The sequence below is a fragment of the Pseudomonas sp. GW823-FHT05G12 genome (genome assembly GCF_058795575.1).
In genome coordinates this window covers 4622951-4640045 of record NZ_CM179501.1, presented here as the reverse complement: position 1 = coordinate 4640045, position 17095 = coordinate 4622951, and the positions used below count along the sequence as shown (strand labels likewise).

Here is a 17095-nt window from a genome sequence, read left to right as displayed (position 1 = left end):
TTTCGCGGCTAAAGCCGCTCCTACAGGGCTAGCGTCAAACCCAAGGCCAATACCGTCCCCCCGTAGGAGCGGCTTTAGCCGCGAAGAGGCCGGTACCGTCAATACACGCCTTGGCTCAGCCCGCAGTCTTCAGCTCGATGCGATAAAGCTTCCCAAGCAGCAGCGAGTAAGACAGTGTGCCCATCAACGCCACCCCACCGATGAACCAGAACGCCATGGCGAACGAGCCACTGGCGTGCACGATCGCGCCGATCACGATCGGTGTGACGATGCCACCGATGTTCGCCGCCAAACTTGTAATGCCGCCGGTCAGGCCGATCAGCTCTTTTGGCGCCACTTCCGACACGGCAGCCCACGACGACGAGGCGATGCCCTGGGCGAAGAACGCCAGGGTCAGCACGGCGATGCACAGCACATTGGAGTCGGTGAAGTTCACCAGCACGATCGACATCCCCAGCATCGAGCCCACCACCAGCGGCAGCTTGCGGGCGAACGACAGCGAGTAGCCCTTGCGGATCAGCAGGTCGGAGACGATGCCCGCCAGGAGGATGCCGACCGTGGCACCAATGAACGGCATGACCGCGAAGATGCCGACCTTGATCAGCGTCAGCTGGCGTTCTTCGATCAGGTAGGTGGGGAACCAGGTGAGGAAGAAGTACAGCGCCGAAGTGCTGGCGAACTTGCCCAGGCAGATCGCCCAGATCTGGCGATAGCGGAACAGTTCGGCAACCTGGCGCCAGTCGAAGCGGGTACGTTGCTGGCTGCTCTTCACCAGGCCACCGCCGTTCTCGATGTAGGCCAGTTCCTCCTTGCTGACCTTCTTGCAGTTGAGCGGGTCGCGATACAGGAACAGCCACACTGCACCGAACAGGATGCCGACCAGACCGGTGCTGTAGAACACGTGGCGCCAGTCATAGGTGGTCGCCAGCCACAGGAGCGCGCCGGTGAACAGCGCGGTGCCCAGGTACTGGCCACATACGTAGATGCTGCTGGCCATGCCGCGCTCGCGAGCGGGGAACCATACCGTAGCCGCACGGCTGTTGGCCGGGAAGGCCGGGGCCTCCATGGCGCCGACCGCCAGGCGCAGGCCGAACAGCGAGGCGAAGCCACTGGCCAGGCCCTGGGCCACGGTGACCGCCGACCAGCTGATCAGCGACACGCCATAGGTCAGGCGTGAGCCGAAGCGGTCGGCAATGAAGCCAGCCGGTACCAGGGCCAACGCGTAGGTCCAGGCGAAGGCGGAGAAAATCAGGCCCATCTCGACCTTGTCCAGGCCAAGGTCTTTGGCCATGAACGGCGCTGCGATGGAAATGTTCACCCGGTCGACGTAGTTGATGATGGTCGCCACCAGCAGCAGCGACAGCATGAACCAGCGGCGGCGGGTAGGCAGGCGCTGGGCGGGGGCCGCGTCCAGCGTGTACGACGACGCGGCGGGGGGGGTAGGCGTGCTCGACATGAGTCGACCTCGTTTGTTGTTGTTGGTAGAGGTTGGGCTGCAGTCCCTTTTCTAAGGTGGTCGTACAACGAGGTGAATGCAACGGGGTATTTAGACCGTTTTTTTCATTGGAGGCGGGGCAGTGCTGTGCTGTCCAAGAAATTTCTCAGCCGGGGTTTCGCCTGAAAAATTGGCTGAATAGCGCATTATCAGAGGGCTGCGTGGATTTTCGGTTGCGCAGGTTTTTGCATAAGGGGTTAAATTGCAGAGTTTGGACGTCGTACAACTTAAAGCGCCCGTATCCCGGAGATTGCCCATGCCCCCCAAGCGCGAGGTTCCGACCTATGTCATGCAGCAGCGCAGCGAGCTGATGGATTTCTATATCCGCGATCAGCGCGGGCGTCCCGCCGAGACCGCGCCGCATCGTCATGAGTACTTCCAGATCCAGGTCAATCTCGGCGGCGACACGGTGCAACACATCGGCAGCGTGCAACGCCCATTCAGACGCAACACCCTGGCCTTCATCCTGCCGCACCGGGTGCATGTAATACCGCATCCGGCGGACAGCGACTTCGTGGTGATCAATTTCTCCCAGACGTTCCTGCTGCCGCACCTGGCCTGCGACCCGATGGACCTGGAGGAAGTGTCGATCCTGCAGGCGCCGGAGCTGTCGCCGTTCCGCTTTCAGGAGCATCTCGACTTCCACCTGAGTGACCCGGACTTTGCCGAGGTACGGCAAACCCTCCAGCGCATGCGTGCGCTGGATGCCAACCGCCGTTTCGGCACCCGCGAAATCCTCAAAGGCCTGTTGCTGCAGCTGATCGGCCAAGTCTGTGGCCTGTATGCCGAGCCGCTGCGCGAACTGGCCGACAGCAACGCGGCCCAGCTCAGCCGCCGTGCCGCGCTGGGCCGCATGAGCGACTACCTGCGCCGGCATATCGACGACCCCGACCTGAACCTGCAGAAAGTCGCCGCCGCCACCTACCTGTCGCCGACCTACCTGACCCACTGGCTGCGCAAGGAAATCGGCAAGACCTTCAGCGAGCTGGTGCTGGAGCGGCGCATGCACGCCGCACGCAACTACCTGCTCAACGGCAGCCGCCCAGTGGGCGAGGTGGCGCGGCTTTGTGGCTTTGCGGACGAAGCTTACTTCTCTCGACGTTTCCGCCAGATCCACGGCCTGCCACCTGGCCAGTTCCGCCGCCAGCAACGCGACCCGGATACGCCGCAGGCGGCAATGCTTTAAGCCTGCCCGCTTCTGCCGTGGCGTACTACTGGTCCGGTTTCAGAGAGAGGGCGAGCAGGCAGGGGAGTCGGTAGCCCTGCTGTACGTCTTGCCCGCTCACCAGCATGCGCTGGTTGTCGGTATCGATTACCATCGAGTCGGTGTGAGTGATGAAGCCAAATTCCCCCGAAAACGCTCCAAACTGACCGTAGCCATATGGGGGGGCAAAGCGAGTGTCCAGTTGGCCGCTTGAGTGGTAGCGCACCGCTATGTTGAAGGCATAGAAACCACCGTAACCGATCAGGCCACCCTCGGCATTCTTGATTCGGACCATGGTATTGAGCTCCACTCACAATAATCGCTGAACACCTATTGAGCGATGCTTCGCCAGGATCGGCTACTGGCAGAAGTGACAGGTGCGTCAACGATCTGGACATGCAGGGCAGCCTGGCCAGGGCGTCCGATATCCTGTCGAGCACTTAAGTCTTGATACTCGTTGATACTGCGTTGAAAACAGCCTCGGAATGTTGATTTACAGTCCGTAACGTCCGCTTCCTCGGCTGTTTTCGCCTTGCCTGAACTTCGCCTCAAGACTTTTATGCAGTCTCTGGTAAAGTGCCAGTTCGTCTCATTTTTGTTGCTTCAATGAGACAGCAATGACACAAGGGGTGGAACCCGTCCGTGCTTCCCGCCCCGCTACGAGGAGACGTTGGCTTTCTGGCATTACCGTTGCGGAATGGCTGTTACCATAGAATCCTGGTTCAGGCACCGTTGCCGTAAAAACACCGTAACCATTCGGCGGCACGAATGTAGTGTCGAGTTGGCCGTCCAGACGGTAACGCACCGCCATGCCGCGAGTGAAAAATGAACCATAACCTACCAGTTTTCCATCGGCCTCTGTCATATAGTCCCAGCCACCCTCAATTGGGAATAATAGGACACGACCCTCGTTGAATTCTTTAGCAGGTTTTCCTGTGTAGTCTAGCCGATAGATCATGGGATTAACGGTCCCTTCGGACCACATCGCGCCGTGGACGGTGATGCGCTGACTGGCGTTATTTAGCGTGAAACCATAAATGATAAGGCCAGGCTCTGGCCAATAGACCCCGTTGTCAGCGAAGCGCTGGTCGAGCTCTCCGGACACTGTCAGTGCTGCGATTCCGTTTACGCTCGCCGAATCGGTGTAATAGCGCGTGTAGATGATGATGCGCACCTTCTCACCAACCTCCAGCATCTTAGGCGCCCCAATGACATATCGGAGGTTCGGAATAAGATCTTGCATCTTGAGGATGCCTAGCTTACCAAAGCTCTCGCGTGGGACACCTTCATGGGTGAGCACGAAAAGGATTGGAGCGTCTTCGAGGGAACCTGAGAAGATATAGTCGTTCTTGTAAATGGTGAATTCGTAGAGCCTGATATCTTTAAAATTGAAAAAATTATTTAGGATGACGTAGCCGTTGTTGCTGCCGAAATCAGTATCTGGCTTTCCGTTTGGCTTAAGCTTCCACAGGTGGGTGAAGCCTTGGGTTAGATCATTCATAGTGAGCAGGATGTGACCCTCCGCATCCTCGGCCATGTGCAGGTAACTATGATAATCAAAAACTGTGCTCAGGTCAGTCAGATAGACAAGACCAGTTTTGTTGAAAGACGTATCCAGCTCGCCATCTTTCAAGGTCCGCGCAATGAAAGGTTTCGTGCCGTTGTGGACGCCTCTCAAGTAAATTCGCTCGGGATAGTAGTTGCTTTCCAGGATTTGCGAAACCTCGTTTCTATGACTCACGATAGGCTCGCCGATGTGAAGGTGACCTTTGTCGGCATAGGTTACGTCAATGGGCGCCTTGAGTTCCTGACTCTCGCCTTGGTAATCACGGGGGGTGTGTTGAGTCTGGGCAAAAAAAACCATATTTGGATGCATGATATGACCTGTCACTTGGGGAAGTGGTTTTTGCGATCTCATTTAATGCGATCCGGATGGTTGCGGGTACTGGCAAAAATGATAGGCGTTGGTGGTCGATGGATAACGATCCGGTCCTGGAGTTTGGGCTGCAACGGGGAGCACGGGGCGGCAGACCTGGATACGCCGCAGGTAGCGATGCGGTAAGCTTGCTGCCATGAACCTCGACACCCGCATCAAATACCGCCACTTGCTGTGCTTCCTGGAGATTGCCCGGCAGGGCAGCCTGGCCAGGGCGGCCGATATCCTGTCGATCAGCCAGCCGGCGATTTCCAAGACCCTCAAGGAGCTTGAGGACCTGCTCGAGGCGCGCCTGTTCGAGCGTAGCCGCCAGGGTGTCGAGCTGACTCCGGCCGGCACCCGCTTCATGCGTTACGCCGGGCCCAGTGTGCAGGCGCTGCGCGATGGCGTCAGCAGCCTGCGCGGTGAAGCGCGGGCGCCGTCGCAGGTGCGCATTGGCGTGCTGTCCACGGTCGAAGGCCTGCTCATGCCCGAGGTACTGTGCCGCCTCCACCAGCGCCATGAAGCGCTGGTGATCAGCGTGGTCACCGGGGTCAGCGCGCAGTTGCTTGGCCAACTTCACCTGGGGGAGCTGGAACTGGTGGTCGGGCGCATGACCGACAGCCCACAGATCCAGGGCCTGTCGTTCGAGCACCTGTACAGCGAGTCGATGAGCCTGGTGGTGCGCCCGGGTCACCCGCTGCTGGCCAGCACGCCCGTGGAGCGAGGGCAGGTGGGGCGTTACCCGCTGGTGCTGCCGCCGGCCGGCACCACCATCCGCCAGCATGCCGACAGCCTGTTCGTGCAATGCGGCATCCAGATGCCGGCCCAGCGCCTGGAAACCCTGTCGCTTGCCCTGAGCCGGCGCTACCTGCTGGGCAGCGATGGCCTGTGGGTGGCGCCGCGTGATGCCGTGCTGCTCGACCTGCGCCGTGGCGAACTGGTCGAGCTTGACCTGGGTGTGCGTGAGCCGGGAGGGTCGGTGGGGATTTGCCGCAATGCCGCCTTGCCGTTGAGTTTGCCGGGGCAGTGGGTGGGTGAGGTGCTGCGGGAGGTGGCGGGGGAATATCGAGAGGGTTGGTATCCTTGAGGTTTCGGGGGGGCTGCCTGGCCTGATGTTCCCCTCCTCAGAACCCGCAGAAATAAAAGGCCACAAAAAATCGGCAAACCAGGCACAAAGGGTCAATACTGGCCAATGGCTGTAAAGCTTCGATGAAGAAGCTTTTAATGACTGAACTTCCTTACGAAAACCCGCTCCTATGCCGGTAGCCATTGGTCATGGCCGCCTGATAAGCTCGCGGCTTTACCCTGATTGCCCTCATGGCGCATGAACAAGGAAATAGCATGAAACAGCATCGTTTGGCGGCTGCGGTTGCCCTGGTAGGCCTGGTACTGGCTGGCTGCGATCAACAAGCCAGCAGCCCCGAGCTGAAGACTCCGGCGCAGAAAGCCTCCTACGGTATCGGCCTGAACATGGGCAAGAGCCTGGCTCAGGAAGGCATGGAAGACCTTGATTCGAAAGCAGTCGCCCTCGGTATCGAAGACGCCGTTAGCAAGAAAGAACAACGCATCAAGGACGAAGAGCTGGTAGAAGCTTTCACCGCGTTGCAGAAACGCGCCGAGGAGCGCCTGGCCAAGGCCAGCGAAGAAGCCGCCTCCGCCGGCAAGAAATTCCTCGAAGAAAACGCCAAGAAGCCAGGCGTGGTTACCACTGCCTCGGGCCTGCAGTACGAAGTGGTCAAGAAGGCCGACGGCCCGCAGCCCAAACCGACTGACGTGGTCACTGTCCACTACGAAGGCAAGCTGATCGATGGCAAGGTATTCGACAGCTCCGTCGAGCGTGGCAGCCCGATCGACCTGCCGGTCAGCGGTGTGATCCCAGGTTGGGTCGAAGGTTTGCAGCTGATGCACGTCGGCGAGAAGTACAAGTTGTTCATCCCGGCTGAGCTGGCCTACGGCGCACAAAGCCCAAGCCCGCTGATCCCGGCCAACTCGGTACTGGTGTTCGACCTGGAACTGATTGCCATCAAGGACCCGGCCCAGTTGCAAGGTGCCGAGCCGCAGGCCGAAGCCCCTGAAGAAGCACCTGCCAAGTAACATTGGCTGGTTGTCGGAAACGCCCCACATTGTTGGGGCGTTTTCGTTTGTGCCGATTGGACGAACCTGCAACAGCTGATACTGTCCGAGGAAATGCAGCGTGAAGAAGTAGGATGTTTCTGACGCAAATCGTTTGCGCCGCAGGTAGTCATGGCGTGAAACGACTGTGTAAAAAACGCCCGATCTGACCGGGCCCCTTGCCTGGCAGGCACCTGGGGTCGGAAACGTCGCCCTGTTCACAAGGTTATCCACAATAAATGTGGATAACCTTTTCCTCTCGGAGGCTCCATGAGCGCACCCTGGAATTTCGCCCGTTTCCTGCCATTGGCCGAGCGCCTGCTCAGCCGCGGTCGTTTGCCGGCCTTGTTGTTCGCGGTGGCGCGCAAAGGCCCGCGCCTCGGCCAACTGCGTGAAGATGTGAAGCTGCTGCAGTCGCTGTGCCTGGCCTGGTGGAGGGGTGAGTACCGTGCCATCAGCCCCAAGGCACTGGTCACTGTCGTGGCGGGCCTGCTGTATTTCGTCAGCCCCATCGATGCCATCCCGGACTGGTTGCTGGGGGTGGGTTTCCTCGATGACATCGCGGTGCTGGGCTGGGTGCTGAAAACCGTGGCCGACGAGTTGGCGCGCTTCAAGGCCTGGCGCGATAGCCAGGCACCCGAACGGCTGCGCGTGGTCGAGCGCCTGCCGGCTACCCCGGAAGCGTTGCAGCTGGAGCGCAACAAGTAATGAAACCGGCCTGAATCTCACCTCAACTGCACAGACCTCGGAGTTGGTAATATAATTGGCATAAGGGTTATGCCTACGGATTACATGCTGTAATCCTTTTTAAAGGGGTTTGTAATGGGTATTCAGGTCATCAGCCGGGACGGTCAACCCGAGTACGCCGTCGTTCCCTGGGAGCAATACCAGGCGTTGCTCAGCGCTGCAGGGCAGGCACCAGCCGAGGCGGTTTCCAGTGAGGCGCAGGGCGTTGCTGCCAGCGCGCCCCTGCCAGCCTTCAGCGAAGTCGCCCAGATTCGCCAGGCCAAGGGCATTGCCCCGGAGCAACTGGCGCGCAATGTCGGTGTGAGCCCGGCGTATCTGGCCATGATCGAATCGGGTGAACGCCAGCCAGATGCTGCCATCCGCCGCGCCCTGGCATGGCATCTGGGGGTGGCTGGCTGGAGCGAGCCATCATGAGCCAGGTCAGGATCAGCCGTCAGCACTGGGATAACCTGCTGGGCGAGCTTGACCTGGCCCGTCGTCAACGTCACTTGCTGACATACCGAGCGCTGATCGAGCGCTTGCAGCTACCCAGCCCGGCCATGCAGACGCTGACTGCCGCGCTGGAATACCTGGCGGTGCTGGATGCCCGTGCCGAGCAGCCATTGCGCAGTTCGCTGGTGATCAGCCAAGGCGCCAGCCGTTTGCCGCGTACTGGCTTCTTTGAGTGCGTCGAGCGCCTGGGGCGGTTTACCGGGCCGGTCGATGGCATGGAGGCCGCCTCGTGGCATGCCTCTGAGGTGGTTCGGGTGTTCGAGTACAGCTATCCCGAAACGGCCTGAAGCGTTGCCCGTTCCAGCCTGTTCGCTACAGGTGGTGACCCTGAGCGAAAGGGCAGGGCCTGCTGGCCAATTTCCACCCGTCGGTCACCGTTGTCGCCGCTACCGTATTCGCGGGTAAACCCGCTCCTACACGCCTGATCGAGGGTGGACACATGTCTGTGGTTGCGCACAGGCCGCCGTGTAGGAGCGGGTTTACCCGCGAAAGGGCCGGGCCTGCTGGCCATTTACCACCCGCCGTTCACCGTTGTCGCCGCTACCGTATTCGCGGGTAAACCCGCTCTTACACGCCGGATCGGGGGTGGACACAGCTCGGTGGTTTGGCGCAGGCCGCGTGTAGGAGCGGGTTCACCCGCGAATAGGCCGGCACAGGCAGCGCATCCCTGTGAATCAACCCGCACCCCCTGCCATCGGCATCCACCACTTCCAATGCCTCCAGGTGCTGGTATCGGCCAAACAGCTCCAGCAGCTGCCCGATCGTGGCATTCAAGCGCACTGTCGGTTGGTCAGCCAGTGGCACCTGCGTCAGTGCTGGTAAAAGCCCGCTGTCGCGTACTCCCATCTCCTGTGGCCGCCCTAGCAAATAGCCCTGCACCAGGTCCACGCCCATCTCCACCAGCACCGCCAGCTCTTCCGCCAGCTCGATGCCCTCGGCAATCACCTGTGCCTTCGATGCCCGGGCGATCTGCAAGATAGAGCCTACAAACTCGCGCTTGAGCGGGTCACGGTGGATGCCGTCAATGAAGTGCCGGTCGATCTTCACGTACTCGGGGCGCAGCTCCGACCACAGGCGCAGGCTGGAATAGCCCGCGCCCAGGTCGTCGATGGCAATCGAGAAGCCCATGTCGCGATAGTGGTGCACGGCATTGGACAGCAGCTGGAAGTCGTCGGTGGGCGTGTGCTCGGTCAACTCGATCACCACCCGGCTGGGCGGCAGGCCAACCTGTTCGAGCAGTTTCAGGGTCAGGCCGGAGGGGTAGTGCGGCTCCAGCAGCGATTCGGGTGAGATGTTGAGAAACAGTTTGCCCTGCAGTTGCTGCTCGCTGAAGCGTCGGCAGGCGCTTTCTCGGCAAGCGGCTTCCAGCTCGGTCAGGCGGCCGGCCTGGCGGGCGATGGTAAACAGGTTGAGCGGTGCATGCAGCGGGCTGTTGGACGGGCCACGGCTCAGCGCCTCATGGCCGAATACCCTGTGTTCACTCAGGCACATGATTGGCTGGAACAGACTGTGAATACTGCGCTGAGCCAGGATGGCACTCAAGGCACTGAGCTGTTCGGCAACGGTCATGATGGATTCCTGAAAAGTAAGGGCCGGGCATCTGCATGCCCGGCCCTCATATTTCACGACAGCGCGATGACTGTTTGATGACAGGTCGCATTATTCTGCCATCATTGCTGAGGTGCCCTACTTCTTGGCCACCTTGGTGCTGGCGCTGAGGTAGTCGATCAGGATGCGACCGGTTTCCGCGAGGTAAGCGTCGTCTTCCGGCTTGGTATTTTCATCCTCGACCGGCAGAGCGTCTTCGTCCTCTTTCTTCAGCTCTTTCAGCGGTTCTTCACCCTTGGCCTTGCGGCGGGTGTTTTCCAGCGCCAGTTGCTTGCTCTCGATGCTGTCGTGGCGTGCGCGGCGTTCCTGCTCGTTGAGGCTGACGGTTTTCTCGTTCATCAGCTTCTGGGTCAGGGCCAGGCGGTCGCGGATGTAGGTGAACTCGGCATCCTTGTCGCTGCGCGCCTCATGTTGCGCCTTGAGCTGGGCCAGGAACGGCCTGAACGGATCGGCCGCAGGCTTGACCACCGGGCGGATGGTGTCCCACGGCATGGCCTCTGGCAGGGCGCTCTCGCCGATTTCCTTGGTGTCGATGATCGATGGGTAGTCGATGTCCGGCAGCACCCCCTGATGCTGGGTACTCTGCCCGGAAACCCGGTAGAACTTGGCCAGGGTCAGCTTCAGCTCGCCATGGTTGAGCGGCTGGATGGTCTGCACGGTGCCTTTGCCGAAGGTCTGGCCACCGATGATCAGCGCGCGGTGGTAGTCCTGCATGGCACCGGCGAAGATCTCCGATGCCGAGGCCGACAGGCGGTTGACCAGCAGTGCCAGCGGGCCCTTGTAGAAGGCCCCTGGGTTTTCGTCTTCCAGCACGTCGACGCGGCCGTCGCTGTTGCGCACCAGCACGGTCGGGCCTTTCTCGATGAACAGGCTGGTCAGCTCGGTGGCTTCCTGCAGCGAGCCGCCGCCGTTGTTGCGCAGGTCGATGACCACGCCGTCGACTTTCTCTTTCTGCAGTTCGGTGAGCAGCTTCTTCACGTCACGCGTGGTGCTCTTGTACTCGGGGTCGCCAGCGCGGTAGGCCTTGAAGTCCAGGTAGAAGGCCGGGATCTCGATGATGCCCAGCTTGTAGTCACGCCCGTCCTGCTTGAGCTTGAGCACCGACTTCTTCGCCGCCTGTTCTTCAAGCTTCACCGCTTCACGGGTGATCGACACAATCTTGCTGGTCTGGTCGCTAGGCGCATTGCTGGCCGGGATGATTTCCAGGCGCACCACCGAGCCTTTCGGGCCACGGATCAGCTTGACCACTTCGTCCAGGCGCCAGCCCACTACGTCGACCATTTCCTTGTTGCCCTGGGCCACGCCGATGATCTTGTCAGCCGGGGCCACCTGCTTGGTCTTGGCTGCCGGGCCAGCTGGCACCAGGCGCACGATCTTGACCTGGTCGTTGTCGCTTTGCAGCACTGCGCCAATGCCTTCGAGCGACAGGCTCATGTTGATGTCGAAGTTTTCGGCGTTGTCCGGCGACAGGTAGTTGGTGTGTGGGTCGTAGGACTGGGCGAAGGTGTTGATGTAGGCCTGGAAGATGTCCTCGGCACGGGTCTGGTCCAGGCGCGTGAGCTGGTTCTTGTAGCGCTTGATCAGGGTTTCCTGGATCTGCTTGGGTTCCTTGCCGGCGATCTTCTGGCGCAGCACTTCGTCTTTGACGCGTTTGCGCCACAAGTCGTCGAGTTCGGCCTGGTTCTTCATCCACGGCGCGTCCTTGCGGTCGATCAGCAAGGTTTCCCTGGTGGTGAAGTCAATCTTGTCCACGCCCTTGTTCAGCTCGGCCAGGGCGAAGTCCAGGCGTTGCTTGACGCGGTCGAGGTAGCGCTTGTAGATGGTGAAGCCCGGGTCCAGGTTGCCGCTCTTGAGGAAATCGTCGAATTGCGTTTTCCATTTATCGAATTCGGCAATGTCGGCAGCGGTGAAGTAGCTGCGCGCCGGGTCCAGCAGCTTGATGTAGCTGTCGTAGATAATGACCGAACGGGCATCGTCCAGGGGCGGCTTGCTGTAGTGGTGGCGCTTGAGCAATTCCACCACGTTGAGGCTGGCGACGATCTCGTCGCGGTCGGGCTGCAGGCTGTCCCACTTGTTGGCGGCCGTCGCATTGCCGCCGAGCGTGAGGCTGCCCAGGCCGATCATCACAGCCAGTGCGGTGCTTGGAAGGAAATGCTTCATGCTGATTCGACGTGGAGGCAATTGATCACGCATAGTAGGCCGTCTTTTCCGTTGCCGGTTCCATGGAGCCGGGCAAATACTGCAAAAGGCCTGAGGTAAGCGACCTCAGGCCCAGTCATGATTCAACTATGGAGGCACTGTGAAGGCATTGCAAGGCGTTGACGGACATGTGGAGTGGGTCGAGGCCGAACGCCCGACCTGTGACGCGGGCCAAGTGCGCATTCGCGTGGCCGCTGCGGGGCTGAACCGCGCCGACCTGCTGCAGATGAAAGGTTTGTACCCGCCACCACCAGGTGCCAGCCCATACATGGGGCTGGAGTGTTCCGGGGTGGTTGAAGAGGTGGGGGCTGGTGCCGCCTGGCGCGTGGGTGACCGCGTTTGCGCCCTGCTGGCCAGCGGCGCCATGGCCGAGGAAGTGGTGGTCGATGCCCGTCACGTATTGCCGGTACCCGAAGGCCTTGGCCTGCATGAGGCGGCAGCGTTGCCGGAGGTGTATGCCACCGCCTGGCTGAACATCTTCCAGCTCGGTGCAGTTAAGGCTGGCGAGAAGGTGCTGGTGCACGCCGGCGCCAGTGGCGTTGGCTCGGCCGCCATCCAGCTGTGCAAGGCGTTCGGCAGCCCGGTATGGGTCAGCGTCGGTTCGCAGGACCGCCTGGCCTACTGCCAGGCGCTGGGCGCTGCGGGGGGTGTGGTACGTAACGAGAACCTGGACGAGCTGGAAGCTTTCGGCCCGTTCGATGTGATTCTCGACCCGGTGGGCGCCAGCTACGGTGAGCTGAACCTCAAGCTGCTGGCCCGTGACGGGCGCTGGGTGATCATCGGGCTGATGGGCGGACGCAAGTTCGAGCTGGACCTGGCCCAAGTGCTGGGCAAGCGTCTGGAAATTACCGGTTCCACCCTGCGCAACCGTGATGACGGCTTCAAGGCCGAGTTGCTGCGCGAACTGCAGCAGCAAGTATGGCCGCTGTTCGCCGAGGGGCGGTTGTCGCCGCAGCTGGTCGACACCTATCCGGTGGAGTTTGCCCAGGCGGCGTATGCCGAGCTGGAGACCAACCAGGTGTCGGGCAAGCTGGTGATGGTGATCGACCCTAGCCTGGTGTAAGCAGGCCTGGCCCCTTCGCGGGTAAACCCGCTCCTACATCGGGATCGCCATAATTTGAACACTGTGCGATGTAGGAGCGGGTTTACCCGCGAAGGGGCCGGCACAGCCCATAAAAACCTTCAGCTCCAGCTCAGAATCGGCCACCCATTGATCTCGGCATGCTCGCGCAACACCGCATCCGGGTTCACCACATGCGGGTGATCCACTCTCAACAACAACGGCAAGTCATTCCTCGAATCGGAATAGAAACTCGCGCCCTCCAGGTTTTCCTGCTCCTGATCCAGCCACTCCAGCAACCGGGTGATCTTGCCCTCACGATAGGTCAGCACGCCGTGGGTCTTGCCGGTGTACACCCCGTTCACTGCCTCCAGCTCGATGGCCAGGTACTCATCCACGCCCAGTCTCGCGGCAATCGGCCCGACCAGGTGCGTACCCGAAGCGGAAATGATCAAAATGCGATCTCCACGCTTGCGGTGCTCGGCAATGCAGCGGCAGGCGTCACCGTAGATGATCGGTTCGATCACTTCTTCGACCCACGGTGTCACCAGGTGCTCGACTTCTTCCAGGGTACGCCCGGCAATCGGCTCCAGGCTGAAGGCCATGTAGTCCTCCATCTGCAGGTGGCCCCTGCCATAGGCTTCCATCAGTTCATGATCGCGGCGCAGGAAATCCTTGCCGTCGACCCAGCCCAGCCTGGCCATCTGCTCGCTCCACAGTGATGCGCAGTCGCCGTGGATCAGGGTTTCATCCAGATCGAAAATTGCCAGTGCCATTGTATTGAGTCTCCTTAAGCCACTTCCCGCAGCGCAGTGGGGTCGATCGACACGCTTACCCGTTTTCCGTCCGCATGCAAGTCGGCCGGCGAGCGGTTGAGCACATCGACCACCAGCTCCACTTCGCGCACCCGCACCCGGTAGCGGATCACGTTGCCCAGCAGGCTGTGGCTGCGCACCTCGGCGTCCAGCTCGCCGTGCTCGCCAAGGGTGATCGACTCCGGGCGGATCGCCAGGCGGCTGGCCACCGGGCGCTGCAGCAGGCGGCTGGCGCTGTCGGCGTCGAGCAGGTTGTAGTTGCCGATAAAGCCGGCGGCAAACAGGTCCACGGGTGCGGTGTAGAGGGTTTCGGCATCGCCACTCTGAACAATGCGCCCCTGGTTCATCAGGAAGATGCGGTCGGACATGGTCAGCGCTTCCTCCTGATCGTGAGTGACGAAGATGGTGGTCAGCCCCAGTTCGCGCTGGATGGCGCGGATCTGCTCGCGCAGGTGCTTGCGGATACGCGCATCCAGCGCCGACAACGGTTCGTCGAGCAGCAGCAGGCGCGGGCGGGTGACCAGTGAGCGTGCCAGGGCCACGCGCTGGCACTGGCCACCGGAAAGCTGGTGCGGGTAGCGCCCGGCGAACTTGCCCAGCTCCACCAGCTCCAGCACCTCGCGTATCCGCAGCTGGCTTTCATCGGCCTTGACCTTCTGCATGCGCAGGCCGAAGGCGACATTCTGCTCCACGGTCATGTTGGGGAACAGCGCGTAGCTCTGGAACACCATGCCGATGCCACGCTTTTGCGGGCTTAGCGGCACGATGTCGTGGCCGTCGAGCAGTATCTGCCCGCTGTCCACCGAGGTCAGCCCGGCAATGCAGCGCAGCAAGGTGGACTTGCCGCAGCCGGACGGGCCGAGCAGGGTGACGAATTCGCCGCGTTCGATGTGGCAGTCGATGCGCTCGAACACCGGGCTGCCGGCGTAGCTTTTCTGCAGTTTCTGTACGCTGACGAAGCTCATGTCAGGTCTTGTCCTTATTCAGGCGGTTGGCGACCCAGGTCAGTACCAGCACGAAGGCGAAGTAGGAGATGACCAGCGCGCTGTTGAAGTGGCCGCTGCTGTTGCGCATGTTGTTCAGGTACACCTGCAGGGTCTCGTAGCGGGTGCCGACCAGCAGGTTGGCAAACACGAATTCACCGAACAGGAACGAGAACGACAGCAGCACTGCCACCATCAGGCCCTGGCGCAGGTTCGGCAGCACCACCAGCAGTGCGGCCTGCCAGGTGCTGGCGCCGAGCAACTGCGCGGCGTCCATCAGGTCGCGCAGGTTGATGGCCTGCAGGTTGTTGGTGATGGCCCGGTACATGAACGGCAGGGCGATGGTGAAGTAGCAGCCGATCAGGATCCACGGTGTGCCGACCATGGCCATCGGCCCGCTGCCATACAGCTGCAGCAGCCCCACCGACGACACCACCGGCGGCACCGCGAATGGCAGCAGGATGAGGATGTTCATCAGCGCGTCGAGCCGCGGGAAGTGGTAATGCACCACGAACAGCAGTGGCAAGATCAGCACCACCGACAGCAGCAGCGCGCCTACGCACACCAGCAGCGACTGGCCGAAGGCCGCGAGGAAACGCGGCTCGCTCCACAGCGCCGCATACCACTTCAGGGTCAGGCCACTGGGCAGCAGGCTCGCCGACCAGCTGGTGGCCAGCGAGTAGAGGAGGGTGCCGGCCAGGGGCAGCAGCAGGATCAGGAACAGCAGGTAGACCACGAGGCGGTGGTACCAGCCGCCGGAACGGATGTCAGCGCGCATGGTAGCTCCTTTTCAGCAGCCATTGATGCACCACCGTGACCAGCGTCATCAGCCCCACCAGCACCATCGCCAGGGCGCTGGCCAGGTTCGGATCGAGGCTGATGTCGCCCGCCACCAGGCCGGCGATGCGGATCGGCAGTACGTTGAAGTTGCCGGTGGTCAGTGCGTACACCGTGGCGTAGGCGCCCAGGGCGTTGGCCAGCAGGATGACGAAGGTGCCCAGCAGTGCCGGGGCCAGCACCGGCAGGCCGATGTGTCGCCAGAACTGCCAGTGGTTGGCGCCCAGCAGTGCGGCTGACTCGCGCCAGTCTTCGCGCAGGGCGTCGAAGGCGGGGTACAGCAGCAAGACGCCCAGCGGGATCTGGAAGTAGGTGTACACCAGGATCAAGCCGCTTTTGGAATAGATACTGAAGTCTTCCAGCAGGCCGACCTGCTTCAGCAGCAGCGTCAGCGCGCCGTTGAAGCCAAGCAGGATGATGAAGGCAAAGGCCAGCGGTACGCCGGCAAAGTTGCTGGTCATGTTGGCGAAGGCGCTGACGAAGTCGCGCAGCTTCGAGTCCACCTGGCGCAGTGAATAGGCGCCGAGGGTAGCGATGACGATGCCGAACACGCTCGACCAGAAGCTGATTTCCAGGCTGCGTTGCAACGCCTGCCGGTAGAACTTGGAGGCGAACACCTTGCTGAAGTTGTCGATGCCCCAGCCGGCCTCCGATTGCAGGCTGTTGATCGCCACCCAGGCCAGCGGGGCGACCTGGAAAATGACGAAGAACACGGCGAACGGCAGCAGGCAGAGCAGGGCCAGGTAGCGGCCACGTATGCCGCCATTCACTTCAGCAACTCCCGGCAAACCGTCTTGTCGTGCGCGGCGCCCAGCAGCTCGCAGATGGTGCCGCACAGTTCGGTTTGCAGCGGTTTGGCGGCCGGGTCCAGGCTGAAGGCGTCGCCGAAGACGAACAGCGGCACTTCACGTTCTTCAGCCAGCAGGCCGTTGTGCGAGCGGTCGTTGTTCATGCCGTGGTCGGCGGTGACCAACACCTGGTAGCCCTCTTCGAGCCAGCCGGGCAGGTAGTCGGCCAGCAGGATGTCGACGCTGCGCGCAGCGTTGCGATACTGGCTGCTGTCCAGGCCGTGGCGGTGACCCACGTCGTCAACGCTCATCGGGTGCACCAACAGGAAGTTGGGCGCGTGGCGGCGGCGCAGGTACTCGCCATCGGCCAGAAGGTGCGAATCGGGGTAACGGTCGTCCCAGTAGAACAGCCCATGCTGGATCGGCAGTTTCGGCGCGTGGGTATGGCGGTCGCGCTGCGGATCGAAGGGCGAGCGGTTGTACAGCTCGCTCATCCAGTGATAGGCCGCCGCCGCAGTGCCCAGGTTGGCCTCGCGGGCGTAGTGAAACACGCTGCGTTGGTTGGACAGGCGGTTGATGTTGTTGTGCACGATGCCGCTGTCGATCGGTGGCACGCCGGTGAGGATGCATTCGTACAGCGGCCGCGACAGCGAGGGCAGCTCGCATTCCAAGCGGTACAGCGCGGCGCGGTCGGCCTCGACGTAGGCGTGCAGGTGGCCCATCGCATGATGGGCGACCTGGTAGTTGAGGCCGTCGAGCAGGACCAGGATGACGTTGTGTTGCATGTTTTCTCCAGTCATGAACCGCGTTGGCATCTTCGCGGGTAAACCCGCTCCT

The 17095-nt window shown here is 61.4% G+C and carries 17 protein-coding genes; 7 read left to right on the top strand and 10 right to left on the bottom strand.

Translation table 11 applies throughout. The annotated features are described in order from the left end of the window. Positions 1–115: 115 nt before the first annotated feature. On the bottom strand, positions 116–1456 hold the full coding sequence (locus tag AC3RCM_RS21170; RefSeq protein ID WP_492629130.1) for an MFS transporter: 1341 nt from the start codon (positions 1454–1456) through the stop codon (positions 116–118). A gap of 295 nt (positions 1457–1751) precedes the next feature. On the opposite strand from AC3RCM_RS21170, the gene AC3RCM_RS21165 reads away from it, so the two are divergent. After that, on the top strand, positions 1752–2681 hold the full coding sequence (locus AC3RCM_RS21165) for a helix-turn-helix transcriptional regulator (RefSeq protein ID WP_409322947.1): 930 nt from the start codon (positions 1752–1754) through the stop codon (positions 2679–2681). Positions 2682–2706: 25 nt separating this feature from the next. Here the strand turns inward: AC3RCM_RS21165 and AC3RCM_RS21160 are convergent, their stop codons facing one another. Together AC3RCM_RS21160 and AC3RCM_RS21155 are read right to left on the bottom strand one after the other, a co-directional pair. Further along, a complete protein-coding gene (locus AC3RCM_RS21160; protein WP_409320589.1) occupies positions 2707–2994 on the bottom strand; it encodes a hypothetical protein in 288 nt (95 codons plus the stop codon). A 294-nt stretch (positions 2995–3288) separates the two neighbouring features. After that, entirely contained in the window at positions 3289–4617 is a 1329-nt protein-coding gene (locus AC3RCM_RS21155) for a hypothetical protein (RefSeq protein WP_231114236.1), read from the bottom strand. A gap of 154 nt (positions 4618–4771) precedes the next feature. On the opposite strand from AC3RCM_RS21155, the gene pcaQ reads away from it, so the two are divergent. The 5 genes from pcaQ to AC3RCM_RS21130 all read left to right on the top strand — a co-directional run bounded on the left by pcaQ (position 4772) and on the right by AC3RCM_RS21130 (position 8255). Next, a complete protein-coding gene (pcaQ, locus tag AC3RCM_RS21150) occupies positions 4772–5704 on the top strand; it encodes a pca operon transcription factor PcaQ (RefSeq protein ID WP_064491337.1) in 933 nt (310 codons plus the stop codon). A 254-nt stretch (positions 5705–5958) separates the two neighbouring features. Beyond that, entirely contained in the window at positions 5959–6711 is a 753-nt protein-coding gene (gene bamJ / locus AC3RCM_RS21145) for a BamJ family beta-barrel-assembly machinery protein (protein ID WP_010952765.1), read from the top strand. A 288-nt stretch (positions 6712–6999) separates the two neighbouring features. Continuing rightward, entirely contained in the window at positions 7000–7437 is a 438-nt protein-coding gene (locus AC3RCM_RS21140) for a YkvA family protein (protein ID WP_054888718.1), read from the top strand. Positions 7438–7551: 114 nt separating this feature from the next. Further along, positions 7552–7890, top strand: coding sequence for a helix-turn-helix domain-containing protein (locus AC3RCM_RS21135; protein ID WP_004577645.1), 339 nt, complete (start codon positions 7552–7554; stop codon positions 7888–7890). Then, the gene (locus AC3RCM_RS21130; protein ID WP_003252539.1) at positions 7887–8255 is read left to right on the top strand and encodes a hypothetical protein; all 369 of its coding nucleotides are present in this window, start codon (positions 7887–7889) and stop codon (positions 8253–8255) included. The genes AC3RCM_RS21135 and AC3RCM_RS21130 overlap by 4 nt, the downstream gene beginning before the upstream one ends. 280 nt (positions 8256–8535) lie before the next feature. On the opposite strand, the gene AC3RCM_RS21125 is transcribed toward AC3RCM_RS21130, so the two are convergent. Beyond that, the gene (locus tag AC3RCM_RS21125) at positions 8536–9537 is read right to left on the bottom strand and encodes an EAL domain-containing protein (protein WP_064491336.1); all 1002 of its coding nucleotides are present in this window, start codon (positions 9535–9537) and stop codon (positions 8536–8538) included. Positions 9538–9654: 117 nt separating this feature from the next. Next, positions 9655–11736, bottom strand: a complete 2082-nt coding sequence (locus AC3RCM_RS21120) for a carboxy terminal-processing peptidase (RefSeq protein WP_492629129.1) — start codon at positions 11734–11736, stop codon at positions 9655–9657. Positions 11737–11875: 139 nt separating this feature from the next. On the opposite strand from AC3RCM_RS21120, the gene AC3RCM_RS21115 reads away from it, so the two are divergent. Continuing rightward, positions 11876–12838: an NAD(P)H-quinone oxidoreductase gene (locus AC3RCM_RS21115; protein WP_104887164.1), complete on the top strand. Its 963-nt coding sequence runs from the start codon at positions 11876–11878 to the stop codon at positions 12836–12838. A 119-nt stretch (positions 12839–12957) separates the two neighbouring features. On the opposite strand, the gene AC3RCM_RS21110 is transcribed toward AC3RCM_RS21115, so the two are convergent. Genes AC3RCM_RS21110 through AC3RCM_RS21090 form a run of 5 tightly spaced genes read right to left on the bottom strand, consistent with a single transcriptional unit; the run spans position 12958 to position 17043 of the window. Further along, positions 12958–13611, bottom strand: coding sequence for an HAD family hydrolase (locus AC3RCM_RS21110; RefSeq protein ID WP_064491333.1), 654 nt, complete (start codon positions 13609–13611; stop codon positions 12958–12960). A 14-nt stretch (positions 13612–13625) separates the two neighbouring features. Then, complete coding sequence (locus AC3RCM_RS21105; protein WP_064491332.1) at positions 13626–14615, bottom strand: ABC transporter ATP-binding protein; 990 nt, start codon at positions 14613–14615, stop codon at positions 13626–13628. Between the two features lies 1 nt (position 14616). Further along, complete coding sequence (locus AC3RCM_RS21100; RefSeq protein ID WP_003252553.1) at positions 14617–15411, bottom strand: ABC transporter permease; 795 nt, start codon at positions 15409–15411, stop codon at positions 14617–14619. Continuing rightward, entirely contained in the window at positions 15401–16240 is an 840-nt protein-coding gene (locus tag AC3RCM_RS21095; RefSeq protein ID WP_010952772.1) for an ABC transporter permease, read from the bottom strand. Before AC3RCM_RS21095 ends, AC3RCM_RS21100 begins: the two co-directional genes overlap by 11 nt. After that, positions 16237–17043, bottom strand: coding sequence for an alkaline phosphatase family protein (locus AC3RCM_RS21090; RefSeq protein WP_492629128.1), 807 nt, complete (start codon positions 17041–17043; stop codon positions 16237–16239). Before AC3RCM_RS21090 ends, AC3RCM_RS21095 begins: the two co-directional genes overlap by 4 nt. Between the last annotated feature and the right edge of the window lie 52 nt (positions 17044–17095).

Coding starts and splice junctions, on each gene's coding strand:
- AC3RCM_RS21170 (WP_492629130.1), bottom strand. CDS start 1,456: ATGTCGAGCACGCCTACCCCCCCCGCCGCGTCGTCGTACACGCTGGAC.
- AC3RCM_RS21165 (WP_409322947.1), top strand. CDS start 1,752: ATGCCCCCCAAGCGCGAGGTTCCGACCTATGTCATGCAGCAGCGCAGC.
- AC3RCM_RS21160 (WP_409320589.1), bottom strand. CDS start 2,994: ATGGTCCGAATCAAGAATGCCGAGGGTGGCCTGATCGGTTACGGTGGT.
- AC3RCM_RS21155 (WP_231114236.1), bottom strand. CDS start 4,617: ATGAGATCGCAAAAACCACTTCCCCAAGTGACAGGTCATATCATGCAT.
- pcaQ (WP_064491337.1), top strand. CDS start 4,772: ATGAACCTCGACACCCGCATCAAATACCGCCACTTGCTGTGCTTCCTG.
- bamJ (WP_010952765.1), top strand. CDS start 5,959: ATGAAACAGCATCGTTTGGCGGCTGCGGTTGCCCTGGTAGGCCTGGTA.
- AC3RCM_RS21140 (WP_054888718.1), top strand. CDS start 7,000: ATGAGCGCACCCTGGAATTTCGCCCGTTTCCTGCCATTGGCCGAGCGC.
- AC3RCM_RS21135 (WP_004577645.1), top strand. CDS start 7,552: ATGGGTATTCAGGTCATCAGCCGGGACGGTCAACCCGAGTACGCCGTC.
- AC3RCM_RS21130 (WP_003252539.1), top strand. CDS start 7,887: ATGAGCCAGGTCAGGATCAGCCGTCAGCACTGGGATAACCTGCTGGGC.
- AC3RCM_RS21125 (WP_064491336.1), bottom strand. CDS start 9,537: ATGACCGTTGCCGAACAGCTCAGTGCCTTGAGTGCCATCCTGGCTCAG.
- AC3RCM_RS21120 (WP_492629129.1), bottom strand. CDS start 11,736: ATGAAGCATTTCCTTCCAAGCACCGCACTGGCTGTGATGATCGGCCTG.
- AC3RCM_RS21110 (WP_064491333.1), bottom strand. CDS start 13,611: ATGGCACTGGCAATTTTCGATCTGGATGAAACCCTGATCCACGGCGAC.
- AC3RCM_RS21105 (WP_064491332.1), bottom strand. CDS start 14,615: ATGAGCTTCGTCAGCGTACAGAAACTGCAGAAAAGCTACGCCGGCAGC.
- AC3RCM_RS21100 (WP_003252553.1), bottom strand. CDS start 15,411: ATGCGCGCTGACATCCGTTCCGGCGGCTGGTACCACCGCCTCGTGGTC.
- AC3RCM_RS21090 (WP_492629128.1), bottom strand. CDS start 17,043: ATGCAACACAACGTCATCCTGGTCCTGCTCGACGGCCTCAACTACCAG.